Annotated in this window: 21 protein-coding genes and 1 pseudogene; 16 read left to right on the forward strand and 6 right to left on the reverse strand. The window is 69.3% G+C overall.

Annotated elements, in window-relative coordinates:
- Positions 1-122: 122 nt before the first annotated feature.
- On the forward strand, positions 123-1,445 hold the full coding sequence (locus ACOQFB_RS21815; RefSeq protein WP_059435803.1) for a nucleotide sugar dehydrogenase: 1,323 nt from the start codon (positions 123-125) through the stop codon (positions 1,443-1,445).
- A gap of 15 nt (positions 1,446-1,460) precedes the next feature.
- Here ACOQFB_RS21815 and ACOQFB_RS21820 read toward each other — a convergent pair whose 3' ends face one another.
- Entirely contained in the window at positions 1,461-2,357 is an 897-nt protein-coding gene (locus tag ACOQFB_RS21820) for an SDR family oxidoreductase (RefSeq protein ID WP_421609507.1), read from the reverse strand.
- Between the two features lie 165 nt (positions 2,358-2,522).
- Between ACOQFB_RS21820 and rfbA the strand changes: the two genes are divergently transcribed.
- From rfbA to rfbB, 3 genes are read left to right on the forward strand one after another with little or no spacing between them, the layout of a single operon-like run.
- Complete coding sequence (gene rfbA, locus ACOQFB_RS21825) at positions 2,523-3,407, forward strand: glucose-1-phosphate thymidylyltransferase RfbA (RefSeq protein ID WP_059435801.1); 885 nt, start codon at positions 2,523-2,525, stop codon at positions 3,405-3,407.
- On the forward strand, positions 3,407-3,973 hold the full coding sequence (gene rfbC / locus ACOQFB_RS21830; protein ID WP_421609508.1) for a dTDP-4-dehydrorhamnose 3,5-epimerase: 567 nt from the start codon (positions 3,407-3,409) through the stop codon (positions 3,971-3,973). The genes rfbA and rfbC overlap by 1 nt, the downstream gene beginning before the upstream one ends.
- Complete coding sequence (gene rfbB / locus ACOQFB_RS21835; RefSeq protein ID WP_059435799.1) at positions 3,970-4,980, forward strand: dTDP-glucose 4,6-dehydratase; 1,011 nt, start codon at positions 3,970-3,972, stop codon at positions 4,978-4,980. Before rfbC ends, rfbB begins: the two co-directional genes overlap by 4 nt.
- A gap of 12 nt (positions 4,981-4,992) precedes the next feature.
- On the opposite strand, the gene gmd is transcribed toward rfbB, so the two are convergent.
- Both gmd and ACOQFB_RS21845 read right to left on the reverse strand, forming a co-directional pair.
- Complete coding sequence (gene gmd / locus ACOQFB_RS21840) at positions 4,993-6,000, reverse strand: GDP-mannose 4,6-dehydratase (RefSeq protein WP_494492596.1); 1,008 nt, start codon at positions 5,998-6,000, stop codon at positions 4,993-4,995.
- 10 nt (positions 6,001-6,010) lie between these two features.
- Positions 6,011-6,961: a GDP-L-fucose synthase family protein gene (locus tag ACOQFB_RS21845; RefSeq protein WP_421609509.1), complete on the reverse strand. Its 951-nt coding sequence runs from the start codon at positions 6,959-6,961 to the stop codon at positions 6,011-6,013.
- Between the two features lie 589 nt (positions 6,962-7,550).
- Between ACOQFB_RS21845 and ACOQFB_RS21850 the strand changes: the two genes are divergently transcribed.
- The 12 genes from ACOQFB_RS21850 to ACOQFB_RS21905 all read left to right on the forward strand — a co-directional run bounded on the left by ACOQFB_RS21850 (position 7,551) and on the right by ACOQFB_RS21905 (position 21,948).
- Positions 7,551-8,792 (forward strand): lipopolysaccharide biosynthesis protein, encoded by a 1,242-nt coding sequence (locus tag ACOQFB_RS21850; RefSeq protein WP_421609510.1) that lies wholly within the window; start codon positions 7,551-7,553, stop codon positions 8,790-8,792.
- A gap of 179 nt (positions 8,793-8,971) precedes the next feature.
- Positions 8,972-10,150 carry a hypothetical protein gene (locus ACOQFB_RS21855; protein ID WP_421609511.1) on the forward strand — a complete coding sequence of 393 codons (1,179 nt, stop codon included), beginning with the start codon at positions 8,972-8,974 and terminating at the stop codon, positions 10,148-10,150.
- Positions 10,132-11,001, forward strand: coding sequence for a glycosyltransferase family 2 protein (locus ACOQFB_RS21860; RefSeq protein WP_421609512.1), 870 nt, complete (start codon positions 10,132-10,134; stop codon positions 10,999-11,001). The genes ACOQFB_RS21855 and ACOQFB_RS21860 overlap by 19 nt, the downstream gene beginning before the upstream one ends.
- A 567-nt stretch (positions 11,002-11,568) precedes the next feature.
- Positions 11,569-12,231 carry a glycosyltransferase gene (locus ACOQFB_RS21865; protein ID WP_494492597.1) on the forward strand — a complete coding sequence of 221 codons (663 nt, stop codon included), beginning with the start codon at positions 11,569-11,571 and terminating at the stop codon, positions 12,229-12,231.
- Between the two features lie 285 nt (positions 12,232-12,516).
- Positions 12,517-13,566, forward strand: coding sequence for a glycosyltransferase (locus ACOQFB_RS21870; RefSeq protein WP_494492598.1), 1,050 nt, complete (start codon positions 12,517-12,519; stop codon positions 13,564-13,566).
- On the forward strand, positions 13,545-14,171 hold the full coding sequence (locus tag ACOQFB_RS21875; RefSeq protein ID WP_421609514.1) for a sugar transferase: 627 nt from the start codon (positions 13,545-13,547) through the stop codon (positions 14,169-14,171). Before ACOQFB_RS21870 ends, ACOQFB_RS21875 begins: the two co-directional genes overlap by 22 nt.
- A complete protein-coding gene (locus ACOQFB_RS21880) occupies positions 14,164-14,805 on the forward strand; it encodes an acetyltransferase (protein WP_421609515.1) in 642 nt (213 codons plus the stop codon). Before ACOQFB_RS21875 ends, ACOQFB_RS21880 begins: the two co-directional genes overlap by 8 nt.
- A complete protein-coding gene (locus ACOQFB_RS21885; protein ID WP_421609516.1) occupies positions 14,802-15,926 on the forward strand; it encodes a DegT/DnrJ/EryC1/StrS family aminotransferase in 1,125 nt (374 codons plus the stop codon). Before ACOQFB_RS21880 ends, ACOQFB_RS21885 begins: the two co-directional genes overlap by 4 nt.
- A gap of 222 nt (positions 15,927-16,148) precedes the next feature.
- Positions 16,149-18,044, forward strand: a complete 1,896-nt coding sequence (locus tag ACOQFB_RS21890) for a polysaccharide biosynthesis protein (protein ID WP_421609517.1) — start codon at positions 16,149-16,151, stop codon at positions 18,042-18,044.
- A 129-nt stretch (positions 18,045-18,173) separates the two neighbouring features.
- Positions 18,174-18,620: a low molecular weight protein-tyrosine-phosphatase gene (locus tag ACOQFB_RS21895; RefSeq protein WP_059435790.1), complete on the forward strand. Its 447-nt coding sequence runs from the start codon at positions 18,174-18,176 to the stop codon at positions 18,618-18,620.
- On the forward strand, positions 18,617-19,711 hold the full coding sequence (locus tag ACOQFB_RS21900; RefSeq protein ID WP_421609518.1) for a polysaccharide export protein: 1,095 nt from the start codon (positions 18,617-18,619) through the stop codon (positions 19,709-19,711). The genes ACOQFB_RS21895 and ACOQFB_RS21900 overlap by 4 nt, the downstream gene beginning before the upstream one ends.
- Positions 19,711-21,948, forward strand: a complete 2,238-nt coding sequence (locus ACOQFB_RS21905) for a polysaccharide biosynthesis tyrosine autokinase (RefSeq protein WP_421609519.1) — start codon at positions 19,711-19,713, stop codon at positions 21,946-21,948. Before ACOQFB_RS21900 ends, ACOQFB_RS21905 begins: the two co-directional genes overlap by 1 nt.
- Before the next feature lie 247 nt (positions 21,949-22,195).
- Here the strand turns inward: ACOQFB_RS21905 and ACOQFB_RS21910 are convergent, their stop codons facing one another.
- The 3 genes and pseudogenes from ACOQFB_RS21910 to ACOQFB_RS21920 form a co-directional block, all read right to left on the reverse strand.
- Positions 22,196-22,627, reverse strand: coding sequence for a hypothetical protein (locus ACOQFB_RS21910; RefSeq protein ID WP_059435787.1), 432 nt, complete (start codon positions 22,625-22,627; stop codon positions 22,196-22,198).
- A 16-nt stretch (positions 22,628-22,643) separates the two neighbouring features.
- Positions 22,644-23,126 (reverse strand): anti-sigma factor family protein, encoded by a 483-nt coding sequence (locus ACOQFB_RS21915; protein WP_059435786.1) that lies wholly within the window; start codon positions 23,124-23,126, stop codon positions 22,644-22,646.
- Positions 23,119-23,747, reverse strand: a pseudogene (locus tag ACOQFB_RS21920) (sigma-70 family RNA polymerase sigma factor). Before ACOQFB_RS21920 ends, ACOQFB_RS21915 begins: the two are co-directional and overlap by 8 nt.
- Positions 23,748-23,845: the final 98 nt, after the last annotated feature.

Here is a 23,845-nt window from a genome sequence, read left to right on the forward strand (position 1 = left end):
CCCGGCATGAAAGCCCCCGCCCCCGGTGGTAGGTTCGGCCGTCCCTGGCGCCCCACCGGACGGTAGGCGGCGCGGGGGACGAGACGCAGGGCGGCCGGCAGGGCCGGTCGTGGGGGGACATCGTGATCAGGGAACTCGAGGCGCGGATCGCCGCGCGCACCGCGCGCGTGGGGGTGATCGGCCAGGGCTACGTGGGGCTGCCGCTGGCGCTGGTGTTCCGGGAGGCAGGGTTCCCGGTGCTGGGGCTCGACGTGGACCCGGCCAAGATCGAGGCCATCTCGCGGGGCGAGTCGTACATCAAGCACATCGGCCCCGACCGCGTGAAGGCGGCGGTGGAGAGCGGGCAGTACTCCGCCACCACCGACTTCGAGCGGCTGCGCGAGTGCGACGCGATCCTCATCTGCGTCCCCACGCCGCTCGGGCCGCACCGCGAGCCGGACAACTCGTACATCCACTCGACCGCGGAGAAGATCGCGAAGCAGCTCCGCCCCGGGCAGCTGGTGGTGCTCGAGTCCACCACGTACCCCGGGACCACCGACGAGGAGGTGAAGCCGCTGCTCGAGAAGAGCGGGCTCCGCTTCGGCGACGACTTCCTGCTCGCGTTCTCGCCCGAGCGCGAGGACCCCGGCCGCAAGGACTTCAGCACCCGGACCATCCCGAAGGTGGTCGGCGGCGTGGACGAGGCGTCCACCCGGGCCGCCGCCGCGCTGTACGGCGCCGCGCTCGAGCACGTCGTGCCGGTGTCGAGCGCGCGGGTGGCGGAGTCGTGCAAGCTGCTCGAGAACGTGTTCCGGTCGGTGAACATCGCGCTCGTGAACGAGCTGAAGGTGATCTTCGACCGGATGGACATCGACGTGTGGGAGGTGATCCGCGCCGCGTCCACCAAGCCGTTCGGCTTCATGCCGTTCTACCCGGGCCCCGGCCTCGGCGGGCACTGCATCCCGCTCGACCCGTTCTACCTGTCGTGGAAGGCGGCCGAGCACGGCGAGTGGGCGCGCTTCATCGAGCTCGCCGGCGAGATCAACACGCGGATGCCGCGCTACGTGGTGCAGAAGGTGGCCGACGCGCTGAACGGCGACCACAAGTCGGTGAAGGGCTCGCGGGTGCTGGTGCTCGGGCTCGCCTACAAGGCGAACATCGACGACGACCGCGAGTCGCCCTCGTACGAGATCATCGAGCTGCTCCGCGAGGGCGGCGCGGTGGTGGACTACTGCGACCCCTACTTCCCGAAGGCCCACCGGACGCGCAAGCACGACCTCGGCCTCTCGTCGGTGCCGCTCGACGCGGCGACGTTCGCGTCCTACGACGCGGTGGTGGTCGCGACCGCGCACGAGCTGTTCAAGGACGCGAAGCTCTACCGCGGCGTGCGCCTGGTGGTGGACACGCGGAACCTGCTCCCCGCGCTCATGCAGGGGAACGGCGGGCCGCGGGTGGTGAAGGCGTAGCCGCGGGCGGGGCCGCTACCCGCGCGCCAGCCACTGCGCGTGGAAGCGGTCCAGCGCGGTGTCGATGGGGAGCGGCTTCGACCGCAGCAGCGCGGCCGCGCGGCCGACGTCGAGGCCGCTCCGGAGCGGTCGCGGCGCGAGCAGCTTCACCTCGGCGGTCTTCACCGGGACGATCTCGCCGGAGAGGCCGAAGCGCGCCGCCACGCGCCGGGCGAAGTCCACCCGGTCGAGCGCGGTCGCGCCCGCGGTGTGCAGCACGCCCCGGTAGTCGTGGTCCAGGAGCAGCTCGAGCGTCATCTCCGCCGCGCTCTCGGCGAGCGTGGGCGAGACCACCTGGTCCGAGAACGCCTTCACCGGCTCGCCTCGGGAGAGCTTCTCCACCACCTGGGTGGCGAAGGTCGGCTTCGCGCCCCTGCGGCCGCTGTACACCACCGCCACCCGCGCCACGGCGGCGTCCGGCGCGATCACGAGCGCCGCCTCCTCGCCGCAGCGCTTGGTGCGAGCGTAGGCGCCCCGCGGGTCCGGCACGTCGTCCTCGCGGTAGCCGCCGCGCGTGCCGTCGAAGACGTAGTCGGTGGAGACCGCCACCAGGCGCGCCCCGAGCGCCCGGCAGGCGCGCGCCACCTGCTCGGTGCCGCCCACGTTGGCGCGCCAGGCCAGCTCCGGCTCGCGCTCGCAGCCGTCCACGTCGGTCATCGCGCCGGCGTGGAGGACCGCCCCGGCGCGGAACTCGAGCAGGGCCCGCTCGACCGAGTGCCCGTCCGAGAGATCGGCGTCGGCCCAGGCGAACCTGCCCGGCGCGAGCCGGCACGGGCCGCGGCCGATCCCCAGCACCTCGTGGCCGGCCGAGACGGCCAGCCCGACCGCGGCCCCCCCCAGCAGCCCGTTCGCCCCGGTGATCGCGATGCGCACGCGGCGAGCCTACCGCCGAACCGCGCTGCGGCAAACGAGCGCCGTGCGACCCGGCGCGGGCACCATGCCTCCCGGGCATGAAAGCCGTGGGTCCCGGTGCTAGGGTGGGTCGTCCGTGGCGCCCCCCAGGGCGGCGCGCGGCCGCACTCGGGGGAAGACCACCGCATGATCAGTCGCAAGGGAATCATCCTCGCGGGCGGAGCCGGTACGCGGCTCTATCCGGCCACGCTCGCGATCTCGAAGCAGCTGCTGCCCGTCTACGACAAGCCGATGGTCTACTACCCGCTCACGGCCCTGATGCTGGCCGGGATCCGGGACATCCTCGTCATCTCCACGCCGCAGGACACGCCGCGCTTCGAGGAGCTGCTCGGGGACGGGCGGCACTGGGGGCTCAACCTCCAGTACAAGGTCCAGCCCAGGCCGGAGGGCCTGGCGCAGGCGTTCGTCCTCGGCGCCGACTTCGTGCGCGGCGGGCCCTCGGCGCTGGTGCTCGGGGACAACATCTTCTACGGCCACGAGCTGCAGAACATCCTCAGGGCCGCGGACGCGCGCACCGACGGCGCCACCGTGTTCGCGTACGCCGTCACCGACCCCGAGCGCTACGGCGTGGTGGAGTTCGACGCCGAGCGCCGCGCGGTGAGCATCGAGGAGAAGCCCGCGAAGCCGAAGTCGCGCTACGCCGTCACCGGGCTGTACTTCTACGACCGCAACGTGGTCGAGCTCGCCTCCACCATCCGGCCGTCCGCCCGCGGCGAGCTCGAGATCACCGACCTCAACCGCCTCTACCTCGAGCGCGGCCAGCTCTCGGTCGAGATCATGGGCCGCGGCTACGCCTGGCTCGACACCGGCACGCACGACTCGCTGCTCGACGCCGGGCAGTTCATCGCCACCATCGAGAAGCGGCAGGGGCTCAAGATCGCGTGCCCGGAGGAGGTCGCCTGGCGGCAGGGCTGGATCGACGACGCCCAGCTCGAGGCGCGCGCCGCCGCGCTCGGCAAGTCGACCTACGGCCAGTACGTGCGCAGCCTGCTCGCGACCCGGGTCTTCTGATGCAGGCCCGAGGCACCGTCATCCCCGACGTGCTGGTGCTCGAGCCGAAGGTGTTCGGCGACGCGCGCGGCTTCTTCTACGAGAGCTTCAAGCAGAAGGCGTTCGACGCCGCGGTGGGGCGCCACGTGGAGTTCGTGCAGGACAACCACAGCCTCTCCACGCGCAACGTGCTCCGCGGCCTGCACTACCAGCTCCCCAACCCGCAGGCGAAGCTGGTGCGGGTCACGCGCGGCGAGGTGTTCGACGTGGCGGTGGACCTCCGGCGCGGCTCGCCCACCTTCGGGCGCTGGGCCGGCGAGGTCCTCTCCGCCGGGAACCGGCGCCAGCTCTGGATCCCCGAGGGCTTCGCGCACGGGTTCCTCGTGCTCTCCGACGAGGCCGAGTTCCTCTACAAGATCACCGACTACTGGCACCCCGAGCACGAGCACTGCATCCGCTGGGACGACCCGGCCCTCGGCATCGAATGGCCCACCGGCGGCGCGCCGCCGATCGTGTCGGCCAAGGACGCCGCCGGCCAGCCGTTCCGCGAGGCGGCCGTGTTCGAGGGCCCGGAGCACCATCGATGAACGTCCTCGTCACCGGCGGCTGCGGCTTCATCGGCTCGAACCTGGTCCGGCTGCTCCTCGCCGAGCGGCCCGGCTGGCGGGTCGTCAACCTCGACAAGCTCACCTACGCCGGCAACGCCGAGAACCTGGCCGACGTGCACGGCAGCTCGCAGTACCGGTTCGTCCGCGGCGACATCGGCAACGGCGAGCTGGTGGCCGACGTCTTCCGGACCGAGCGGATCGACGCGGTGATGCACCTCGCCGCCGAGAGCCACGTGGACCGGTCGATCCTGGCGCCGGCGGTGTTCATCGACACCAACGTGCGCGGCACGCAGGTGCTGCTCGAGGCCGCCCGCGAGCACGGGGTGAAGCGGTTCCTGCACGTCTCCACCGACGAGGTGTACGGCTCGCTCGGCCCCACCGGCTACTTCACCGAGACGACGCCGCTCGACCCGTCGTCGCCCTACTCGGCCTCGAAGGCCTCGAGCGACCTGCTCGCGCTCGCCTACGCGCACACGTTCAAGCTGCCGGTGGTGGTGACCCGCTGCTCGAACAACTACGGGCCCTACCAGTTCCCCGAGAAGCTCATCCCGCTCATGATCGCGAACGCGCTCCGCGACATCCCGCTGCCCGTGTACGGCGACGGCATGAACGTGCGCGACTGGATCCACGTCGAGGACCACTGCCGCGGCCTGCTCGCCGCGCTCGAGCACGGCCACGACGGCGAGGTCTACAACTTCGGCGCCTCGAGCGAGCGTCACAACATCGACATCGTGAAGCAGGTGCTCCGGCACGTGGGCAAGCCGGAGACGCTCATCACCTACGTGAAGGACCGCCTCGGCCACGACCGCCGCTACGCCATCGACGCCACCAAGGCGCGCACCAGGCTGGGCTGGGCGCCGCGCCACCGGTTCGAGGAGGCGCTCGCCGACACCGTGCGCTGGTACCGCGAGCACCGCCCGTGGTGGGAGCGGATCATCTCCGGCGAGTACCTGAAGTACTACGAGAAGCAGTACGGGCGGGGGTAGCCGCCGGCGCGGCTACCCGTGCCGCGACACCGCCGGCCCCGCCCCCGCGCGCAGCTCGCGCTCGGCCAGCTCCAGGTCGGACTCCATCATGAGCCGGACCAGCTCGGCGAAGCTGGTGCGCGGCTTCCAGCCGAGCTGGCGCGTCGCCTTGGAGGGGTCGCCGAGGAGGTAGTCCACCTCGGTCGGGCGGTAGTAGCGCGGGTCGATCTCGACGTACTGGCGGTAGTCGAGGCCGGCGTGGCCGAAGGCCGCCTCGCACAGCTCGCGGACCGAGTGCGCCTCGCCGGTGGCGACCACGTAGTCGTCGCCCTTCGGCTGCTGGAGCATCAGCCACATCGCCTCGACGTAGTCCTTCGCGTAGCCCCAGTCGCGCTTCGCCTCGAGGTTGCCGAGGTAGAGCTTCTGCTGGAGCCCGACCTTGATGCGCGAGGCGGCGCGGGTGACCTTGCGCGTGACGAACGTCTCGCCCCGCCGCGGCGACTCGTGGTTGAAGAGGATGCCGTTCGAGACGTGCAGGCCGTACGCCTCGCGGTAGTTCACGCCGATCCAGTAGGCGTAGACCTTGGCGCAGCCGTAGGGGCTGCGGGGGTAGAACGGCGTCGCCTCGTTCTGCGGCGGCGGCGAGGCGCCGAACATCTCCGAGGACGACGCCTGGTAGATGCGGGTGTCGGCGAGGTTCAGCTCGCGGACCGCCTCGAGCAGGCGCGTGGCGCCGAGGCCGGTGACCTCGCCGGTGTACTCCGGGACGTCGAAGGACACGCGCACGTGGCTCTGCGCGCCCAGGTTGTAGATCTCGTCCGGCCGGAGCTTCTTCAGCAGCAGGTTGAGCGACGAGCTGTCGTTGAGGTCGCCGTAGTGCAGGAACAGCCGGCAGCCCGGGGTGTGCGGGTCCTGGTAGATGTGGTCGATCCGCTGCGTGTTGAAGGACGAGGAGCGGCGGACCATGCCGTGGACCTCGTAGCCCTTCTCGAGCAGCAGCTCCGCGAGGTAGCTGCCGTCCTGGCCGGTGATGCCGGTGATGAAGCCTTCTTCACGGGATGCTCCCTCGGTTGGCCTCGAACCACTCCACCGTCTCGCGCAGCCCGTCCTCGAAGCCGATGCGGGCCTTCCAGCCGAACTCGCGCAGGGCCTTGGAGGTGTCGAGCATGCGCCGCGGCTGGCCGTTCGGCTTGGTGGTGTCCCAGACGATCTCGCCCTCGAAGCGGCACAGCCGGGCGACGAGCGGCACGAGGTCGCGGATCTTGATCTCGAACCCCGCGCCCAGGTTCACCGCCTCGGACTTGTCGTAGCGCTCGGCCGCGTCGAGGATGCCCTCGGCCGCGTCGCGCGCGTGGAGGAACTCGCGCGAGGCGGACCCGTCGCCCCACACCACGATCTGCCGGTCACCGCGCTCGCGCGCCTCGACGCACTTGCGGACGAGCGCCGGGATGACGTGCGAGGTGCGCAGGTCGAAGTTGTCGCGCGGGCCGTACAGGTTCACCGGGAACAGCACCACCGAGTGGAACCCGTACTGCTGCCGGTAGGCCTCGCTCTGGACGAGCAGCATCTTCTTGGCGAGGCCGTAGGGCGCGTTCGTCTCCTCCGGGTAGCCGTTCCAGAGGTCCTCTTCCCTGAACGGCACCGGGCAGAACTTCGGGTACGCGCAGATGGTGCCGAGCGCGACCAGCTTCTTCAGCCCGACCTGGCGGCCCACCTCGATGAGCTGAACGCCCATCATCAGGTTGTCGTAGAAGAACTTGCCCGGGTTCTCGCGGTTCGCGCCGATGCCGCCCACGCGCGCGGCGAGGTGCAGGACCATCGTCGGCCGCGCGTCGCGGTAGAGCGCCCGGACCCCCTCCATCTGGACGAGGTCGTAGTCCTTCGAGCGGGGCACGAACACCTCGGTCGCGCCGCGCCGCCGCAGCTCTTCCTGGACGAAGCCGCCGAGGAACCCCGCGCCGCCCGTGACGACGATGCGCTCGGAACGCCAGTCGAAATCCATGGGCGCGCAGAGTAGGGGGCGGGGCCGCGGACGTCAATTGTGGGAGCGGGCGTCACGTCGCCCCGGGCGAACGTTCAACAAGCGACCGAGCGATGCGATCGGCAGCCGCCCCGGCTCGGCAACTTGAGTTCGGGCGCGGACGGTGAGCCCGTGCGTCTCGACGATCTCAGGTGTCGAGCGTGTGCAACGCGTAGGTCGTTGACGCGACCAAACCACAAGGCGACGTCCCCGACGTCTCGCTACAGCGCGGAAGGCATCGGTTGGGAACGGCTGCCAGTGCTCGGACGCGCGTTGCTGGCGAGGAGAAATGACCGGCGCGAAGCGGCGACACCCGTCCCAGGGCAGCTGGCAGCGGGGAACGCCGCTCCTGCGAAGTGTCGGGAAGCCGCGCGGGTTGCTGGCAGGCGCCTCACTGCAAGAAGCAGAACCTCGGTCGCTCGGCTGGTCTTCATCGACGCCGTTGCGTCGGGCTCATCTTCTGATGAATTATGCGTCGCGCCCGAGGCCAGCGTTGATCCAACGACTAATATCAAGTCAACTTCGACGAAACGTCCTTGTCACCACCGCCAGCACCGCCACGAACTTCGCCGTGACGGCCCTGGGATACCCCATCTACCTGCATTACCTCGGGTTCGAACGCTATGGGGTTTGGATCGTCCTCTCGACGGTCCTCTCCTTCGTCCAGCTGACGAACTTGGGCATTGGGCCTGCGGTCACGAGCTACGTAGCGGCGGAACACGCCGCCGGGCGAACGGGTGGGGTCCAGCGCTACGCAACGACGGCGGTCTGCGCAGTTACAAGCCTCGGCTTACTGGTCGTGGCTGTGGTGTACTCGGTCCGCCACGCAATCGTGGCCGCGTTTAAGGTTTCCGGGCCGAACGCCGAAAGTGCGCAGGCCCTTGTGCCGTTCGTGGCGCTGCTCTCGGTGTACGTCTTCGTGGTTCAAGTGCATTCCGCGACAATCGCGGGCCTGGGCCGGATGGACCTAAGTGCGACCATCGATGCCGTCGGGCGCATCGTCGCACTGTTGGTTTCGACACTCCTGCTCGTAGGGGGCCTGCGACTCGAGGCGATGCTAGTTGGCAGCGTCTTCTCTTATGTCGTTGTGCATACCGCAACCTCTCTCGTGCTCGTGCGTGGCTTCCGCTTGTCAATTTTGCGGGTACGCTCCTTCAGCCTGACGGCCCTCCGCGACCTCCTCAGGTTCGGAGCCGGCATCATCGGCAGCTCGATCCTGGTTCTGCTGCTGCATCCGTCCAATCGACTCATCGTCGCCCGCTCAAGTGGAGTGGCCTCACTCCCGGTGTACGAGATCGCTTTCAGTGCAGCGATGCAGATTCGCAGCCTGCTGGAATCCGGATTTCGCGCGATCGCGCCAGAAGTGGGGCGCCTGGCGTCGCGAACGCGACAACAAATGTGGTCGGCCTGCACTCGGATGGCAAAGCGGTCAACAGCGCTCGTTCTAGTCCTTGGTGCGCCGGCGTGGCTAGTCCTCTGGGCCGTCGCGATCCCGGCGTTCAAGCTCTGGCTAGGACAACGCTACATGCCCGAGTTGCCAGCGGCCTTTCGCGCGATGTTGGTAGGGACGTACTGCGGCCTCTTGGGTGTTCCCTGGTACTACATACTGATTGGACTTCGCAGGACGGATACGGTTTTCGCTCATCACCTCCTGCAGACCATCAGCAACGCCGTCGCGCTCTTCGCGATATCCCTCTCCGGAACCATCGCGCCGCTGGACGCAGCCGTGGCTGCATCCTTCGGAATGGCGGTGGCGAATCTATACCTAGCGATGAAGGGCCGACGTGCCGTCGAGGAGCTCGCGTGCGCCTGATGGGAGGCCAGACAAATGAGCATCCCAGTCCGGGGCAACCGAAGTTGCGCGCGAAAGCCCGCGACCACGCGGGCATGTCGCTCATAGTCGGGATCGTCTGCCTCGCGCCAACACACGTATGGTCCGTCTTCAGCCTTGGAGGTCAGGGCGTAACAAGTGGCATGTTGTGCGCGGCTGCCATGGTCGGCATTGCCCTCCCGTTGGCTCTCCGGCGGAAGAATGCGCCGTCACGCCGGCTGCTCTGGTTCGCTCCGCTGTGGATCTACGGACTGACGCTAGGCATTCTCCAATCCGCGACGCAGGACGGGGCAGGGAGAGCACTGCGGCACGGTCTGCTATTTGGCTTTGCGTTTTTGACGATGACGGCCGCAGCGTCGGTGCGCTTCTCGTGGAAAAGCTTCGATCGACTGATCCCAGCGTTAGGGCTCTGCTATGTGTTGGTAATTGTTTACGGTGTTTATCAAGTGTTCGCACGGCGGAACGGATGGCCATACGCCTTCCTGACCGTGACGAATCCCAGCCTTGCTGAAGAGACCGGGGGCGTGCAGGCCGGCGCCTTTTCGGACGCGAGCTGGGTCTACGTGTCGCGCGCGTCGTCATTCTTTGTCGAGCCTACCAACTTCGGAATGTTCCTCGGCTATGGGACTGCGATCTCGTTGGCAGTGTTGGAGCGGGGAGGCAAGTACACTCGTTGGGGCACTGTTGGTCTGGCCTTAACCGGTGCCGGATTCGCAGCCAACCAGTCACTTACGGCGGTGCTGGTTTGTGGAGCTGTCCTCTGCCTGGCGGCGGCACGCGCCGCGCTCTTGGCGAGCGCTACACGGGTTGCAGCCATGGTTGTGGCGATAACGGCCGCCGCCGCAATCATGAGTGCTCTGCCCGGTGTTGGGGAGATGATCGGCGGGCGCCTTGCCGACCTTTCGGTCGAGCAATCGTCAGGCAGGTTCAGCTCGCTGCCTCGCGTCCTCTCCGCGCTAGAGGAGCGTCCCTTGGGATGGGGATTTGCGGGACACGCATGGCTTGGAGAAATGATCCATAATGGCGTGCTAATTTTCCTTGTGATGTTCGGATTCGCGGGCCTTCTTCTTCCAGTGGTATGGGTGCTTTGGATTCTGCGTGCGTGGAAGCGGAGTGTCGCTCTGGCTCGCGTGCGAGACGCAGACTCGTCCGCGGCGGCCGCGCTGGCGAGCGCCCTCTTAACGGTTCAGTTGGCGGTATGGTCAGCATCCGGAATCCTTCATGAGCCAATGTTCTGGGCTCTATCGGGTCTCGCCTTGGGCGCAGGGCACTTTGCCCGCGAAGCCTCAGCACGAGTACCCGGCGACGTTGTTCATGCCAGGTGGAGACGCGCAACGTGACGTCCGTAACTATCGTTACCCCATCCTTCAATCAGGCACGGTTCATCGAACAGACGCTGAGATCCGTTGTTGAGCAAGGCGTTTCGGCGGAACACATCGTAGTTGATGGCGGCAGTACGGATGGGACGACAAACATTCTTGCGCGATACGAGGCGCGCCTGGGCTACTGGCAATCGCGTCCGGATCGTGGGCAGACGGATGCCCTAAATCAAGGCATGGCTCGCGCCAGCGGGGATATCGTCGGATGGATTAACTCGGACGATTACTACCTTCCCGGCGCTTTGCGCACCGTAATAGCGCGATTCGCAAAGCCGGATCGTCCCGATGTTGTCTACGGGAATGCTGTCACTGTGGACGAGAGCGGTCGCTTCATGAGGGAAAATCGCCACGGCCGATTCTCCCTGAACTCTACGGTCGCCCTCGGCATGGACATCAACCAGCAGGCTCTGTTCTGGCGCCGGGAGCTCAATCCGGGCATATTCCCCTTGGACGTGTCGCTGCGGTTCTGCATGGACCTGGAGCTGCTTGTTAAGATGGCGCGACGCGGAGCACGATTTGCGCGTGTTTCGGGGTGTCTTGGCGCATTCAGGCTGCACGGAAGCTCGAAGACGAGCACGTTGGAAGAAGTTCGACAAGCCGAACAGGCGCGGATCTTTGCGGCACTGAATGCGGAGGAACACCCCCGTTATGGGCGACTGCGCGCGCTAGGCGCAAGGGTGGCGCGTCGGATCGACATCGTCAGGGATGGAGGTCTAGCGTATGCCGTCCTCGGCGGTCGGCTGGGTGCGTCTGTCGAAAGTCGGCGTGCGGCGCTCGCTGCCTCGGAGTGGGCTGAACGCGAGGCTGCTTAGGTGTTGACTGGGGAGAGCAGCGCGTCGCGTGCGTTGGCGCAAGCACAAGCGCACGCGAGAGGCGCGTTTTGGGCGCCCGCGCCAAACCGGCATCTCGCGCCATTTCTTCAGGCGGCCACGGAAGCGAAGCTGATTCAGCGCGCGTACTTTGCGACGGGAAGGCTTGCTCCCGGCCAGCAGCTCGGTACTCCACCGAACGTGGCGGCCGACCTTGGGCACATCGTGCTGCCACAAGGTGAACGGTCGCTCGATGAGCTTCGCGCCCGTATCCTTGCGGAGGATTCACAGTTTCACCTGGTCTATAGTTTTGGTCCTGGGGTCTCGCGCCACGTGATGAAGCTGTGCGCGCATGCGCACGTCCCATTCTTCGTGTGGGCGGAGAGCCTTCAGCCCCGCTCGGCGTGGAGCCCGCGTCGGTTCGTGCGCGATGCCCTCTATGCGAGGGCGCTGAGAGGTGCCGCCGGAGCCTTCGCCCTCTCGTGCGGCGCCGCGCGCGATCTGGCTAGGCTCGGCGTTGCGCGGCGAAGGATCTTTCCCGCAGTTTACCCAGGGCCCTTTGCGGCAGCAATGGAAGCGGAGGCGCCAACGAGGGAGCGGAGCCGGCACGCGCTTGTGTACTGCGGACGACTGATACCGATCAAAGGCCTTCGAATCTTGGCATCGGCGCTTGAACTGTTGGCGACGCGGAACGTTCAGACGCAGTTGCACGTTATTGGTGACGGGCCCGATCTGGAATTCATGAGCACGCTGCGATCGGCGGGCGTCGAGGTTGTTATGCACGGCGCCGTTCCTTCAGATCGGGTGCCTTCGCTTATTCGCCGTGCATCGGTCCTCGTCCTGCCGACCCCACGACGGGAGGGGTGGGGATATGTCGTAAATGAAGCCTACGCGGCAGGTATCCCCGTAGTGGTGAGTGACGCAGTCGGCGCTGCCGAGATCGTGGTTCCCGGCGTTACTGGGTTTGTCGCAAAAAGAGGGAGTGGCCCGAGTCTCGCCCGTGCAATCGCGGCCGCTTGTGAATTGGACGGCGTAGCCAACGGGCCGGGACTGCGACGCGTGCATGACTCGTTGGCTGCGGAAACCTTCGTTGCGTACATGTCGGCATGCATCATGAGCGTTCTTGACGGTGGTAGTGCGCCCACACCCCCGTGGCATGAGGCGGTCGCCGCATTGGGTGGAAACGAGCATGTCAGATGGTGGCAGGCCTGGCGCAGCGGTGCCGAAATCTAGCCGGCCGAGTACAATCTTGGTGGCTGCAGCGTAACAAGGTGCGTCTTTGCATATACTGTACTTGCATCAATATTTCGTTCCGCCGAACGGGTCCGGCGGAACGCGTTCATATGAGATGGCGAGGCGATTTGTCGCCGCCGGTCATCGCGTGACGCTGATTACGTCCAGCGCCTTCTTCCCGTCGGACGCGAATACCGATGGTCGAGTGGAGGAGGCCTCGCTCGACGGCATAAGCCTAAAGGTCATCCGTGTACCGTATTCGAACCGCCTGGTTACGGTCGACGGATCCTCGCCTTCTTCAAATTTGCGCTCCTTGCAAGCTGGCAGGCCGTGCGGGTGGACCGTCCGGAGGTGGTCTTCGCAACGAGTACGCCGCTTACGATAGCGATCCCCGGCGTCGTTGCGCGCCTTTGGCATCGTTGCCCGATGGTGTTCGAGGTGCGCGACTTGTGGCCAGAGTTGCCTATCGCAATGGGCGCGTTGCCTAACCCGGTGATGCGGTGGGCAGCGCGACGACTTGAGCGGCTAGCTTACTGGGCGTCTAGTCGCATCGTTGCGCTGTCTCCTGGAATGAGGGATGGCGTACGGCGCACCGGATACCCTGAAGAACGCATTGCGGTAGTCCCGAACAGCTGCGATGTGGAGCTGTTTCGCGCGGTGCCCGAATCGGAAGATGCTCTGGTGCTTCCCTTTCCGAATGGCGGGCCGGTGGTCACATACGCCGGCACCTTCGGTGCAATTAACGGTGTCGAGTACCTCGTGCGCGTCGCGGCGCAGGCTCTCGAGCAAGATCCCGGCGTTCGTTTTCTCCTGGTCGGCGACGGTGCAATGCGCGAAAGAGTCGCCAGCGAGGCCGCAGCGTCAGGCGTTCTGGGGCGGAACTTGTGGATTATGGAGCCGGTGCCGAAGCGGCTCGTGCCAGCACTCATGCAGGCGACCACGATCGCGACATCTCTGTTTATCGATGTGCCGGAGATGCAGAACAATTCTGCTAACAAATTCTTCGACGGACTGGCGGCCGGGCGACCGGTAGCAATTAATTACGGCGGCTGGCAGGCCGACCTCCTTCGAGAGACCGGAGCGGGGTTGGTGCTGCCCCGGGAGGCCGGGGAAGCCGCTGCGATGCTGGTGGCATTCGCGCGTGACCGCGCGGCCATTGAGGCTGCGAGTAGGAGCGCGGTTCGGCTTGCGTCGGGCCCGTTCAGTCGAGACCGACTTGCGCAGCAGTTGCGAACGGTGCTGGAGCAGGCCGCCGGTGAGGCCGGATCTGGCACGTCCGCCCCGGTGCGGTCTGAGGGGTTGGCGATATGGGCATGCGCGGCTGCAAGCGAGTAGTTGACGTCGTGACGAGCGCCGCGTTCCTTGCGGTGTGCGCCCCGCTGGTCGCGGTGTTGGCCGTGATGGTTCGCTGGACCATGGGGGCGCCCGTTCTCTTCCGCCAGGAGCGCCCCGGCCTTCGGGGCAGGCGCTTTCAGGTCCTCAAGTTCCGAACCATGCGCAATGCGCTCGACGCGCACGGCAGGCCGCTGCCGGACGAGGCGCGCCTGACCCGCGTCGGCCGCTTCCTTCGCGCTACCAGCCTGGACGAGCTGCCTCAGATCTGGAACGTCCTCCGCGGCGACATGAGCCTGGTGGGGCCGCGACCGCTGCTCGTGCAGTACCTGGACCGCTACACGCCGGAGCAGGCGCGTCGGCACGAGGTGAAGCCGGGCATCACGGGCTGGGCCCAGGTGAACGGGCGGAACGCGATCTCCTGGGAGGAGAAGTTCGCGCTCGACGTCTGGTACGTGGACAACTGGAGCTTCTGGCTGGATCTCCGCATCCTCGCGCGCACCGCGCTCAAGGTCGTGAGGCGCGATGGGATCGCACAGCAGGGTCACGTCACCATGCCGGAGTTCATGGGAAGCGCCGTTCGGACCGGGGAGTCGTCCCGTGAGTGAGACCATCGTCGTCCTCGGCGCCGGGGGGCACGGGAAGGTCGTCGCGGACATCGCGCTCTCCGCCGGGCTCGCCGTGGTCGCGTTCATCGACGACGCGCCGGCCAAGCAGAGCACCGCCATCTGGAACATTCCGGTGCTCTCGTGGGCGCGCTTCAGCGACGAGCCGGGCCCGTGGCGCGATGGCGTCGTCGCGCTCGGGATCGGTGACAACGCGACCCGCGAGCGCCTCGCCGGCAAGGTGCGCGATGCGGGATTCGCGCTCGCCACGCTCGTGCACCCCAGGGCGGCGGTCGCGCGGACCGCCCGCCTCGGCGCCGGCGTCGTGGTGATGGCCGGGGCCGCCGTCAATCCGGACGCGGTCCTGGGCGAGGGCGCCATCCTCAACACCGGCGCGGTCGTCGAGCACGACTGCGTCGTCGGGCCCTACGCCCACCTGTCTCCCAATGCCGCGCTCGGCGGCGCGGTCCGGGTCGGCGCGCGCACGCACCTCGGGCTGGGCGCGGTCGCGCTGCCCGGGGTGGTCATCGGTTCGGACGTCCGCGTCGGCGCGGGCGCCGTGGTTCATCGCGAGGTTTCGGACGGGCTCACCGTCGCAGGCGTGCCCGCGCGCCCTCTGAAAGGAACGGAGAAGTGACTCGCATCTATCTCTCCCCTCCGCACATGGGCGACGACGAGCGCAAGCTCCTGCTCGAGGCGTTCGATTCCAACTGGATCGCGCCGCTCGGCCCTCACGTGGATGCGTTCGAGCGGGAGATGGCCGCGAAGGTGGGCGTCGCGCACGCGGCAGCGCTCTCCTCCGGGACCGCCGCCATCCATCTGGCGCTTCGCATCCTGGGCGTCGGCCCCGGGGACGAGGTCATCGCCTCTTCCCTGACCTTCTCCGCCACGGTCAATCCGATCGTCTACCAGGGCGCCACGCCGGTGCTCATCGACGCCGAGCGCGCCACCTGGAACATGGACCCGGTCCTGCTGGAGGAGGAGCTGGACGCCTGCGCCCGGCGCGGCAAGCTGCCGAAGGCGGTCATCGCGGTGGACCTCTACGGCCAGTGCGCGGATTACGAGCGCATCGCGGCCGCGTGCGCCCGGTACGAGGTGCCGCTCGTCGAGGACTCGGCCGAGGCGCTCGGCTCGAGCTACCGCGGCAGGATGGCGGGGTCCTTCGGCGCGCTCTCGATCCTGTCCTTCAACGGCAACAAGATCATCACCACCAGCGGCGGCGGGATGCTGCTCTCGGATCGCAAGGAGTGGATCGATCGGGCCCGCTTCCTCGCCACGCAGGCCCGCGATGCGGCGCCGCACTACCAGCACTCCCAGCTCGGCTTCAACTACCGCATGAGCAACCTGCTCGCGGCCGTGGGCCGCGGGCAGCTCCGCGTGCTCGACCAGCGCGTCGCGCGCCGGCGCGAGCTCAACGCGGCCTACCGGCGTGCGCTGGGCGATCTGCCGGGTATCGGGTTCATGCCCGAGGCGCCGGAAGGGCGCCCGAACTGCTGGCTCACCTGCGTGACCATCGATCCCGGGGCGTTTGGCGCCACCTGCGAGGACGTGCGCCGCAAGCTCGAGGCGGAGGACATCGAGGCTCGGCCCGTCTGGAAGCCGATGCACCTCCAGCCGTTCTACTCCGCGTGCCGGACGCGTGGCGGCTCGGTGGCGGCGGAGCTCTTCGAGCGCGGGCTCTGCCTGCCCAGCGGCTCGAGCCTGGGTGATGCGGACCTCAATCGCATCGTGAACGTCGTACGCAGCGTCCGCAATTGAGGCGCTGATCCGCGACATCGGCGCGCGCCTCGCAGGGTTCCTCACCCTGCGAGGCGGCTGCTCGCCCGCTCTGGTCACAGACTGACTGTGCGGCGTTCCACTTCACCTGTAGCCCTGGCACCGCGCGTGTCCTGCACCGCCGGTATGGTGTGAACGAAGGCTATCTGGTATCGGACGCTCATCGTGAAACTTCGGGGGTTGCCAGTCGCCGCGGACGTCGGCGTGCGTCGCGCGGTCATGATCTCGGTCCACGTCGCGCTGTGGACGGCGTCGCTGCTGGGCGCGTACGCGCTCCGGTTCGAGTTCCGCATCCGGCCGGAGCACGCCGCGGTCCTCGCCGTCTCGCTGCCGTTCCTGCTCATCTTCCGGCTGGCCGCGTTCTACCTGGGCGGCCTGTTCCGCGGGCTCTGGCGCTACACCGGCGCCCGCGACCTCGCCGGCATCATCCGCTGGACCAGCCTCTCCAGCGTGGCCTACCTGACCTTCCTGCACCTCGGGTTCCGCGGCTTCTCGCGCTCGGTCGTCGCGATCGAGTGGCTCACCGCCGTCCTCGTGGTGGGCGGCACGCGCTTCCTGGCCCGCTACCTCTACGCCCGCCGCTACGTGGTCGCCGAGCCGGGGCTCACCCGCCTGCGCGTGCTCGTCATCGGCGCCGGCGACGCGGGCGAGATGATCCTCCGCGAGATTCACAAGCGCCACGCCTCCCGGTACGAGCCGGTGGGGCTGGTGGACGACGACCCCGCCAAGCGCGGCGAGCAGATCCACGGCGTGCGCGTGGTCGGCACCACCGAGGAGATCCCCGAGGTCGCGCGCGACCTCCGCGTGGACGAGGCCATCATCGCGGTGCCCTCGGCCACCGGCGCGCAGATGCGGCGCCTGGTGGACCTCTGCAAGCAGGCCGGCGTCCGGTTCAAGACCATGCCGGGCGTGGATCAGCTCATCGACGGCCACGTGTCCGTGAGCCAGCTCCGCGACGTCGCCATCGAGGACCTGCTCGGTCGGGATCCGGTGAAGCTCGACATGGCCGCCATCTCGGGGACGATCGCCGGCCGGGTGGTGCTGGTCTCGGGCGCGGGCGGTTCCATCGGCTCCGAGATCTGCCGCCAGGTGTGCCGCTTCGCCCCGGCGGCCCTGGTCCTGGTCGAGCGCGCCGAGAACAACCTCTTCCACATCCATCGTGAGCTGCTCGCCCGCTTCCCGGGCGTCGAGCTGGTTCCCTGCATCGGCGACGTGAGCGATTCGGCGCGCATGGCCGAGGTGTTCGAGCGCCGCAAGCCGGCCATCGTGTTCCACGCCGCGGCGCACAAGCACGTGCCGATGATGGAGTGGAACCCCGGCGAGGCGGTGAAGAACAACGTCTTCGGCACGAAGACGCTCGCCGACGTGGCGGACCGCTACGGCGTGGAGCGGTTCGTGATGATCTCCACCGACAAGGCGGTCAACCCGACGTCGGTGATGGGCGCCTCCAAGCGCGTGGCGGAGATCTACGTGCAGGCGCTCTCGCAGCGCTCGAAGACCCGCTTCGTCACGGTCCGCTTCGGCAACGTGCTGGGCTCGGCCGGGAGCGTGGTGCCCATCTTCAAGGAGCAGATCGCGGCCGGCGGGCCGGTCACGGTCACGCACCCGGAGATGACCCGCTACTTCATGACCATCCCCGAGGCGAGCCAGCTCGTGCTCGAGGCGGGGGCCATGGGGAACGGCGGCGAGATCTTCATCCTCGACATGGGCGAGCCGGTGAAGATCGCCGACCTGGCCCGCGAGCTGATCACGCTCTCCGGCCTGACGCCGGGTGAGGACGTCGAGATCGTCTTCACCGGCATGCGGCCGGGCGAGAAGCTGTTCGAGGAGCTGTCGGTGGACTCGGAGAGCGCCGACAAGACGGGCCACCCGAAGATCTTCGTGGGCCGCTTCCGGCCGCACGCGTGGGAGCAGGTGCAGCGGCAGCTGCACGACCTGGCCGCCTCGGTGGACCATCCGGCCGAGGTCCGGAAGCGCTTCGCCGAGATCGTCCCGGAGTTCAAGCAGCCGGTCGCGGCGGTGCCGGCGCCGGCTGGCCGCCCGGTCAACGCGCCGGCGTCCCCGGACGTGCTGCCCGCGCCGAGGGCCGCGAGCGCGTAGTGACGCGCCTCCACCAAAGGTGCTAGGACGCACCGTCCGCGACGCTCCCCCCGCGCGTGTGGGGCGGACGCGCCCTCGACGGGCCGGGGTGGATCGCGGTATTCACTACGCCTTCCCGCGACTTGGCCCATGCTCGACCGCGTACTCATGGTTTGCGTCGGCAACATCTGCCGCAGCCCGATGGCCGAGGCCCTTCTGCGGGCGCGGTTCGAGGGACGGGCCGGCGCGCGCGTGGAGTCCGCGGGCGTGGCGGCGCTGGTGGGCCGCCCGGCCGACGAGAGCGCCCGCGAGCTGCTGGCGGCGCGCGGCATCGACCTGTCGGCGCACCGGGCGCGGCAGCTCACCCCGGCGCTCATCACCGGCTTCGATCTGGTGCTGGTGATGGAGGAAGGCCACCGGCGCGAGGTGGAGGCCATCGCCCCGGGCGCGCGCGGGCGCGTGCAGCGCCTGGGCCGGTTCGGCGGGTTCGACGTCCCGGACCCCTACCGCCAGGGCCGCCCGGCGTTCGAGCGCGCGCTCGCGCTCATCGAGCGCGGGCTCGACGACTTCGAGGAGAAGGTGTGGAAGGTCTCGTGAGACGCAGCGTCCTCCTGTTCGCCCTCGCGCTGTCCGGCTGCTCCACGATCTCCCCGGGCCTGCACATGAAGGAGTCCGCGCTCGAGGGGCGCGGCGAGGACGGCAAGGACGTGAAGGTCCTGCCCATCACGCCGGCGCTGCTGGTGGAGCAGGCGGGCGCCCGCGCCCGCGCGGCCGGCGCCCGCGCCGCGGACCCGCTCGCCGAGACGCTCGCCGGCTACCAGTACCGGGTGGCGCCGTACGACGTCCTCTCCATCATCGTGTGGGATCACCCGGAGCTGACCATCCCGGCCGGCGAGTACCGCCCGCCGGAGCAGACCGGCAACCCGGTCAACGCCGACGGCACCATGTTCTACCCGCACGTCGGGGTGGTCGAGGTGGCGGGGAAGACGCTGCCGGAGATCCGCGCGCTCCTCACCGAGCGGCTCCGCAAGTACGTGGCGAACCCGCAGCTCGACGTGCGCGTGGCCGCGTTCCGCGGCAAGCGCTTCCAGGTCACCGGCGAGGTGGTGCAGCCCTCCACGCTCCCGGTCACCGACGTGCCGGTGCGCGTGCAGGACGCCATCGCCTCGGCGAAGGGGCTCACCGCGAACGCCTGGACCCGCTCCGTCACGCTCACCCGCGCCGGCAAGACCTACGCGCTCGACCTCCAGGCGCTCTACGAGGAGGGCGACGTCTCGCAGAACTGGCTGCTCCAGGACGGCGACATCCTCAACGTCCCGAGCCGCGAGCAGAACAAGGTCTTCGTGCTGGGCGAGGTGCGGAAGCCCTCGTCGAAGCTGATGGCGAAGGGGCGCATGAGCCTCGCCGAGGCCATCGGCGACTCGGAGGGCTTCGACCCGCTCACCTCGAACCCGGGCGAGGTCTACGTGCTCCGCGGCCGCTACGAGGCGCCGCGCGTGTTCAAGCTCGACGCCTCCAGCGCCGACGCGCTCCTGCTGGCGGTGCAGTTCCAGCTCGAGCCGTACGACGTGGTGTTCGTCTCGCAGTACAAGCTCACCGACTGGAACCGCGTCATGACGCAGATCCTCCCCACCGTGCAGGGCATCTGGCAGACGGTGGACGTCGGCAACCGGACGGGAGTGTACTGATGACCCCGAAGCCCGGAGGCCCCGCCCTGGAGATGGTCGCGGAGCGGCGCGGCGCGCCGCCGCCCGAGCCGGCCTACGACGGCGGCGACGGCGACGAGGTGAGCCTCTCCGAGTACCTCGACGTGCTGGTGCAGGGGCGCTGGCTCATCGCCGGCGCGGCCGCGGTGGCGCTGGTGCTCGGCGTCTCCTACGCGCTGCTCGCCACGCCGGTGTACCGCTCCGACGCGCTCGTGCAGGTGGAGGACAAGAAGGGCGGCACCGGGGCGCTGGGCGATCTCTCGGCGCTGTTCAGCGAGGCCTCGCCGGCCGAGACCGAGATGGAGATCCTCCGCTCGCGCTCGCTGGTCGGGTCGGTGGTGGATACGCTCAAGCTCGAGATCACCGCGGAGCCGCGGCGGTTCCCGGTGGTCGGCCGGTTCCTGGCGCGCCGCCACAAGGACGGCGCGCCGGCCTCGGCCCTGCCCGGCTTCGGGCGCTTCGGCTGGGGCGGCGAGAAGCTCACCATCGGCCGGCTCTCGGTCCCGGAGGACCTCGAGGGCGAGCCGCTCACGCTGGAGGCCCGCGAGGGCGGGCGCTTCGCGCTGCTCGATCCGGACGGCGAGCCGCTGCTGGAGGGCGCGGTGGGCGCGGCCGCCTCGGGCCGGCGCACCGAGGTGTTCGTGGCGGAGCTGGTGGCGCGCCCGGGCACGCAGTTCCGGGTCTCGCACCAGCCGCGCGACGCGGCCATCGCCGCGCTGCAGGAGGACCTGCGCATCTCGGAGAAGGGCAAGAAGACCGGCGTCCTCCAGCTCGCGCTCGAGGACGAGGACCCGGCCCGCGCCGCCGCCATCCTCGACGCGCTCTCCAGCGCCTACCTGCGCCAGAACGTGGAGCGGAAGAGCGCCGAGGCCGAGAAGACGCTCGAGTTCCTGGAGACGCAGCTCCCCGAGCTGCGCGGCAAGCTCGACGTGGCCGAGCGCGACCTCGAGACCTACCGGTCGGCGAAGGGCAGCGTGGACGTCTCCATGGAGACGCAGGCCGCGCTCACCCGCGCGGTGGACATCGAGAAGGCCGCTTCCGAGCTGCAGCTCGAGATCGCCTCCCTGCGCCAGCGCTTCACCGAGGACCACCCGCTCCTCATCGCCGCCCGCCAGAAGATGGGCCGGCTGGAGGAGGAGCGGCGGAACCTCGAGGCGCGCATGCGCAAGCTGCCGGAGGCGGAGCTGGAGTCGGCCCGGCGCCTGCGCGACGTGAAGGTCGCGAACGAGCTCTACCTGACGCTCCTCAACAAGGCGCAGGAGCTGAAGGTCGTGAAGGAGGGCACGGTCGGCAACGTGCGCATCCTCGACGCCGCGCTCGTGCCGCTGAAGCCGGTGGCGCCGAAGCGCGGCGCGGTGGTGGCGCTGGCGCTCCTGCTCGGCCTCGCCGGCGGGGTGGCGCTCGCGTTCGTGCGCCGGGCGCTCGACCAGGGCGTCGAGGATCCGGACGCGCTGGAGCGGGCCACCGGGGTGGGCGTGCACGCGTCGGTGCCGCACAGCACCGTCGAGGTCGCGGCCAACCGCGCCGCGGGCCGGGGCGGGGCGTACCCGGTGCTCGCCCGGTGCGATCCGAACGACCTCGCGGTCGAGGCGCTCCGCAGCCTGCGCACCAGCGTGCAGTTCGCGCTCCTCGAGGCCTCGTCCAACGTGGTCACGGTGGGCGGCCCGGCCCCGGGCATCGGCAAGTCCTTCGTCACCGCGAACCTCGCGTACCTGCTCGCCGAGGCCGGGAAGCGCGTCGCGGTGGTGGACGCCGACCTCCGGCGCGGCCACCTGCACCGGTTCCTGGGCGGCGAGCGCGCCCCCGGGGTCAGCGACGTGCTGAGCGGGCAGCACACGCTCGCGAGCGCGCTGCGCGAGACCACGCACGAGAAGATCGGCCTGCTCACCACCGGCACCATCCCGCCCAACCCGGCCGAGCTGCTCGGCTCGGAGCGCTTCCAGCGCCTGCTCGAGGAGCTGTCGGCGCAGTGGGACGTGGTGGTGGTGGACACCCCGCCCATCCTGGCGGTCGCCGACGCCGCGCTCATCGCGCGCCAGGCGGGCGTGAACCTGTTCGTGGTGAAGGCCGGCAAGCACCCGATCCGCGAGATCCAGGCCGGCCTGCGCGCGCTCACCCGCAGCGGCGCCCGCATCCACGGGATCGTGATGAACGACGTGCGCCTCGACCGCGGCCTGGGCCGGCGCAGCGCGTATCACTATCAGTATTCGTACAAGTAGGGTCCCTCGACTCCGCGCGGCCCACGGGCCGCGCTACGCTCGGGATGAGCGGACTCGATCGCTCACCCTTCGACAGGCTCAGGGTGAGCGGTTCTCGGAAGCCGCTCATGGTGAGCGGAGGTCATCCCGCTCATCCCGAGCGTAGCGCCGCGGAAGCGGCGCGGAGTCGAGGGACGAACCATGAGCGGGACGACGCCCCCGCTCACCCCGAGCGTAGCGCCGCGAAGCGGCGCGGAGTCGAGGGGGCCTACGGCCCCGCGATCACCGTCAGGAAGAACGCGGCGCCGCTCTTCTCGCCGGTCACCTGGTGCACGATGCGCTGGCCGCGCTCGACGGTGAGCCGGGACTGGGTGTTGCGCGAGGCGAGCGCGACCTCGAGCGTCACGGTGTTGCCGCGCTGCTCCTGCAGCGTGACGCCCACGTGATCGCCGTCGGGCAGGCTCACGAACTCGGTCTTGCCGCGGGTGAGCGAGACCTCCTGCTCGGAGGTCTGCTCCCAGCGCACGTACGCGAGCGGCGAGAGCTGCCGCTTGAGGTTGGCGAGGCGCGGGTCGATGTGCGGCGGCCCCTTGCGCGAGCCCTTGATGAGCCGGACGTGCACGGGCACGTCGGCCCGGGAGACGGCGGGGGCGAGGGTGACCAGGGCGAGCAGGGCGAGGAGGAACGAGCGGCGGGTCATGACCTCTCCGGGCGGCTCAGGAGCCGGATCCCTCGTCGTCGTCGTCGAGCAGCACCACCGGCCCGTCGGACGTCTGGATGACGGTCGAGACGTTGCCCTCGCTGGAGAACTCGAGGAGCGCCATCTCGCCCGGCTGGCTGCCTTCCCAGCGAACGTACAGGAACACGGCCACCGCCGCCACCGCCGGGGTCAGCGCTGCGGCGGTGCCGCGCCAGTGGCGGCGCAGCCAGGACAGGACGCCGCGGGGGGCGGGCGCCTCGTGCCCGATGCGCGCCATCACCTGGTCCACGAACGGCGCGAAGTCGCGCTCGGCGGCGCGGGCGAGCAGGGCCTCGGAGACGAGCCCCTCGGTGGCGGCCAGGTCGAGCGCGCGGGCCCCGCAGGCGTCGCAGGCCTCGAGGTGCGCCGCGAGCGCGCGCGCCTCCTCGGTGGAGAGCTCGCCCTCGCGGGCGCCGATCATCGGCGCGTACCGGACGCAGTCGCTCTTGGCCCTAACCATCGCCCTGCCCGTCCTCTCCGCCCTCCGGCCCGTCCGCCGCGGCGAGCCCCGCGTACTCGCGGAGCGCGGCCTGCATCTTCTTCCGCGCGTGGAACAGCCGGCTCATCACCGTGCCCTTGTGGATCTCGAGCCGCTCCGCCAGCTCTTCGTACGACAACCCCTCGACCTCGCGCAGTACCAGGATCGTGCGGTGCTTCTCCGGGAGGGTCGCCAGCGCCTCCTGGATCTTGCCGGCCAGCTCGCGCCGGAGCGCGTTCTGCCGCGGGTCGTTGCCGAGCGCGGTCGAGAGGATGCCCTCGCCGCCCTCCTCCAGCTCCGCCTCCTGCACGTCGTCCATGTCCTGCCGCTGCGAGTGCCGCTCCCGCCTCACCGCGCGATGGAGAGGTGGGTGGTGATGCGGAACACCCAGGTCGAGAAGGCCGAATCGCCCTTGAAGTCGCCGAGGTGGCCGTGGACGCGGACGAACGCCTCCTGGGCGACATCCCAGGCCAGGTCCGGATCTTTCACGATGCCCAGCGCCACGGCGTAGACCTTCCTCTGGTAGCGGACGACGAGCGCGCGGAACGCGTTGGCGTCACCGGCCTTGGCTCTCGTGACCAGCGCGTGGTCGTCGGCTTCCATCGGAGGGACGGGGCGTCCGGGTGGGAAATTCACGGGACGGTGCGGCAGGCTAGCACGGGCGCCGCCGGGGGAGGGTCTCCACGCCGATCGCGCCGCGG

The sequence above is a fragment of the Anaeromyxobacter sp. Red801 genome (assembly GCF_049201065.2).
Classification (GTDB): domain Bacteria; phylum Myxococcota; class Myxococcia; order Myxococcales; family Anaeromyxobacteraceae; genus Anaeromyxobacter.

Bases quoted from the DNA above. Each gene is read 5' to 3' on its own strand.
- ACOQFB_RS21855 (WP_421609511.1), top strand. From the start codon at position 8,972: ATGGTCGGCATTGCCCTCCCGTTGGCTCTCCGGCGGAAGAATGCGCCG.
- ACOQFB_RS21865 (WP_494492597.1), top strand. From the start codon at position 11,569: ATGGAAGCGGAGGCGCCAACGAGGGAGCGGAGCCGGCACGCGCTTGTG.
- ACOQFB_RS21875 (WP_421609514.1), top strand. From the start codon at position 13,545: ATGCGCGGCTGCAAGCGAGTAGTTGACGTCGTGACGAGCGCCGCGTTC.
- rfbC (WP_421609508.1), top strand. From the start codon at position 3,407: ATGCAGGCCCGAGGCACCGTCATCCCCGACGTGCTGGTGCTCGAGCCG.
- ACOQFB_RS21845 (WP_421609509.1), bottom strand. From the start codon at position 6,961: ATGGATTTCGACTGGCGTTCCGAGCGCATCGTCGTCACGGGCGGCGCG.
- rfbA (WP_059435801.1), top strand. From the start codon at position 2,523: ATGATCAGTCGCAAGGGAATCATCCTCGCGGGCGGAGCCGGTACGCGG.
- ACOQFB_RS21905 (WP_421609519.1), top strand. From the start codon at position 19,711: ATGACCCCGAAGCCCGGAGGCCCCGCCCTGGAGATGGTCGCGGAGCGG.
- rfbB (WP_059435799.1), top strand. From the start codon at position 3,970: ATGAACGTCCTCGTCACCGGCGGCTGCGGCTTCATCGGCTCGAACCTG.
- ACOQFB_RS21915 (WP_059435786.1), bottom strand. From the start codon at position 23,126: ATGGTTAGGGCCAAGAGCGACTGCGTCCGGTACGCGCCGATGATCGGC.
- ACOQFB_RS21910 (WP_059435787.1), bottom strand. From the start codon at position 22,627: ATGACCCGCCGCTCGTTCCTCCTCGCCCTGCTCGCCCTGGTCACCCTC.
- ACOQFB_RS21895 (WP_059435790.1), top strand. From the start codon at position 18,174: ATGCTCGACCGCGTACTCATGGTTTGCGTCGGCAACATCTGCCGCAGC.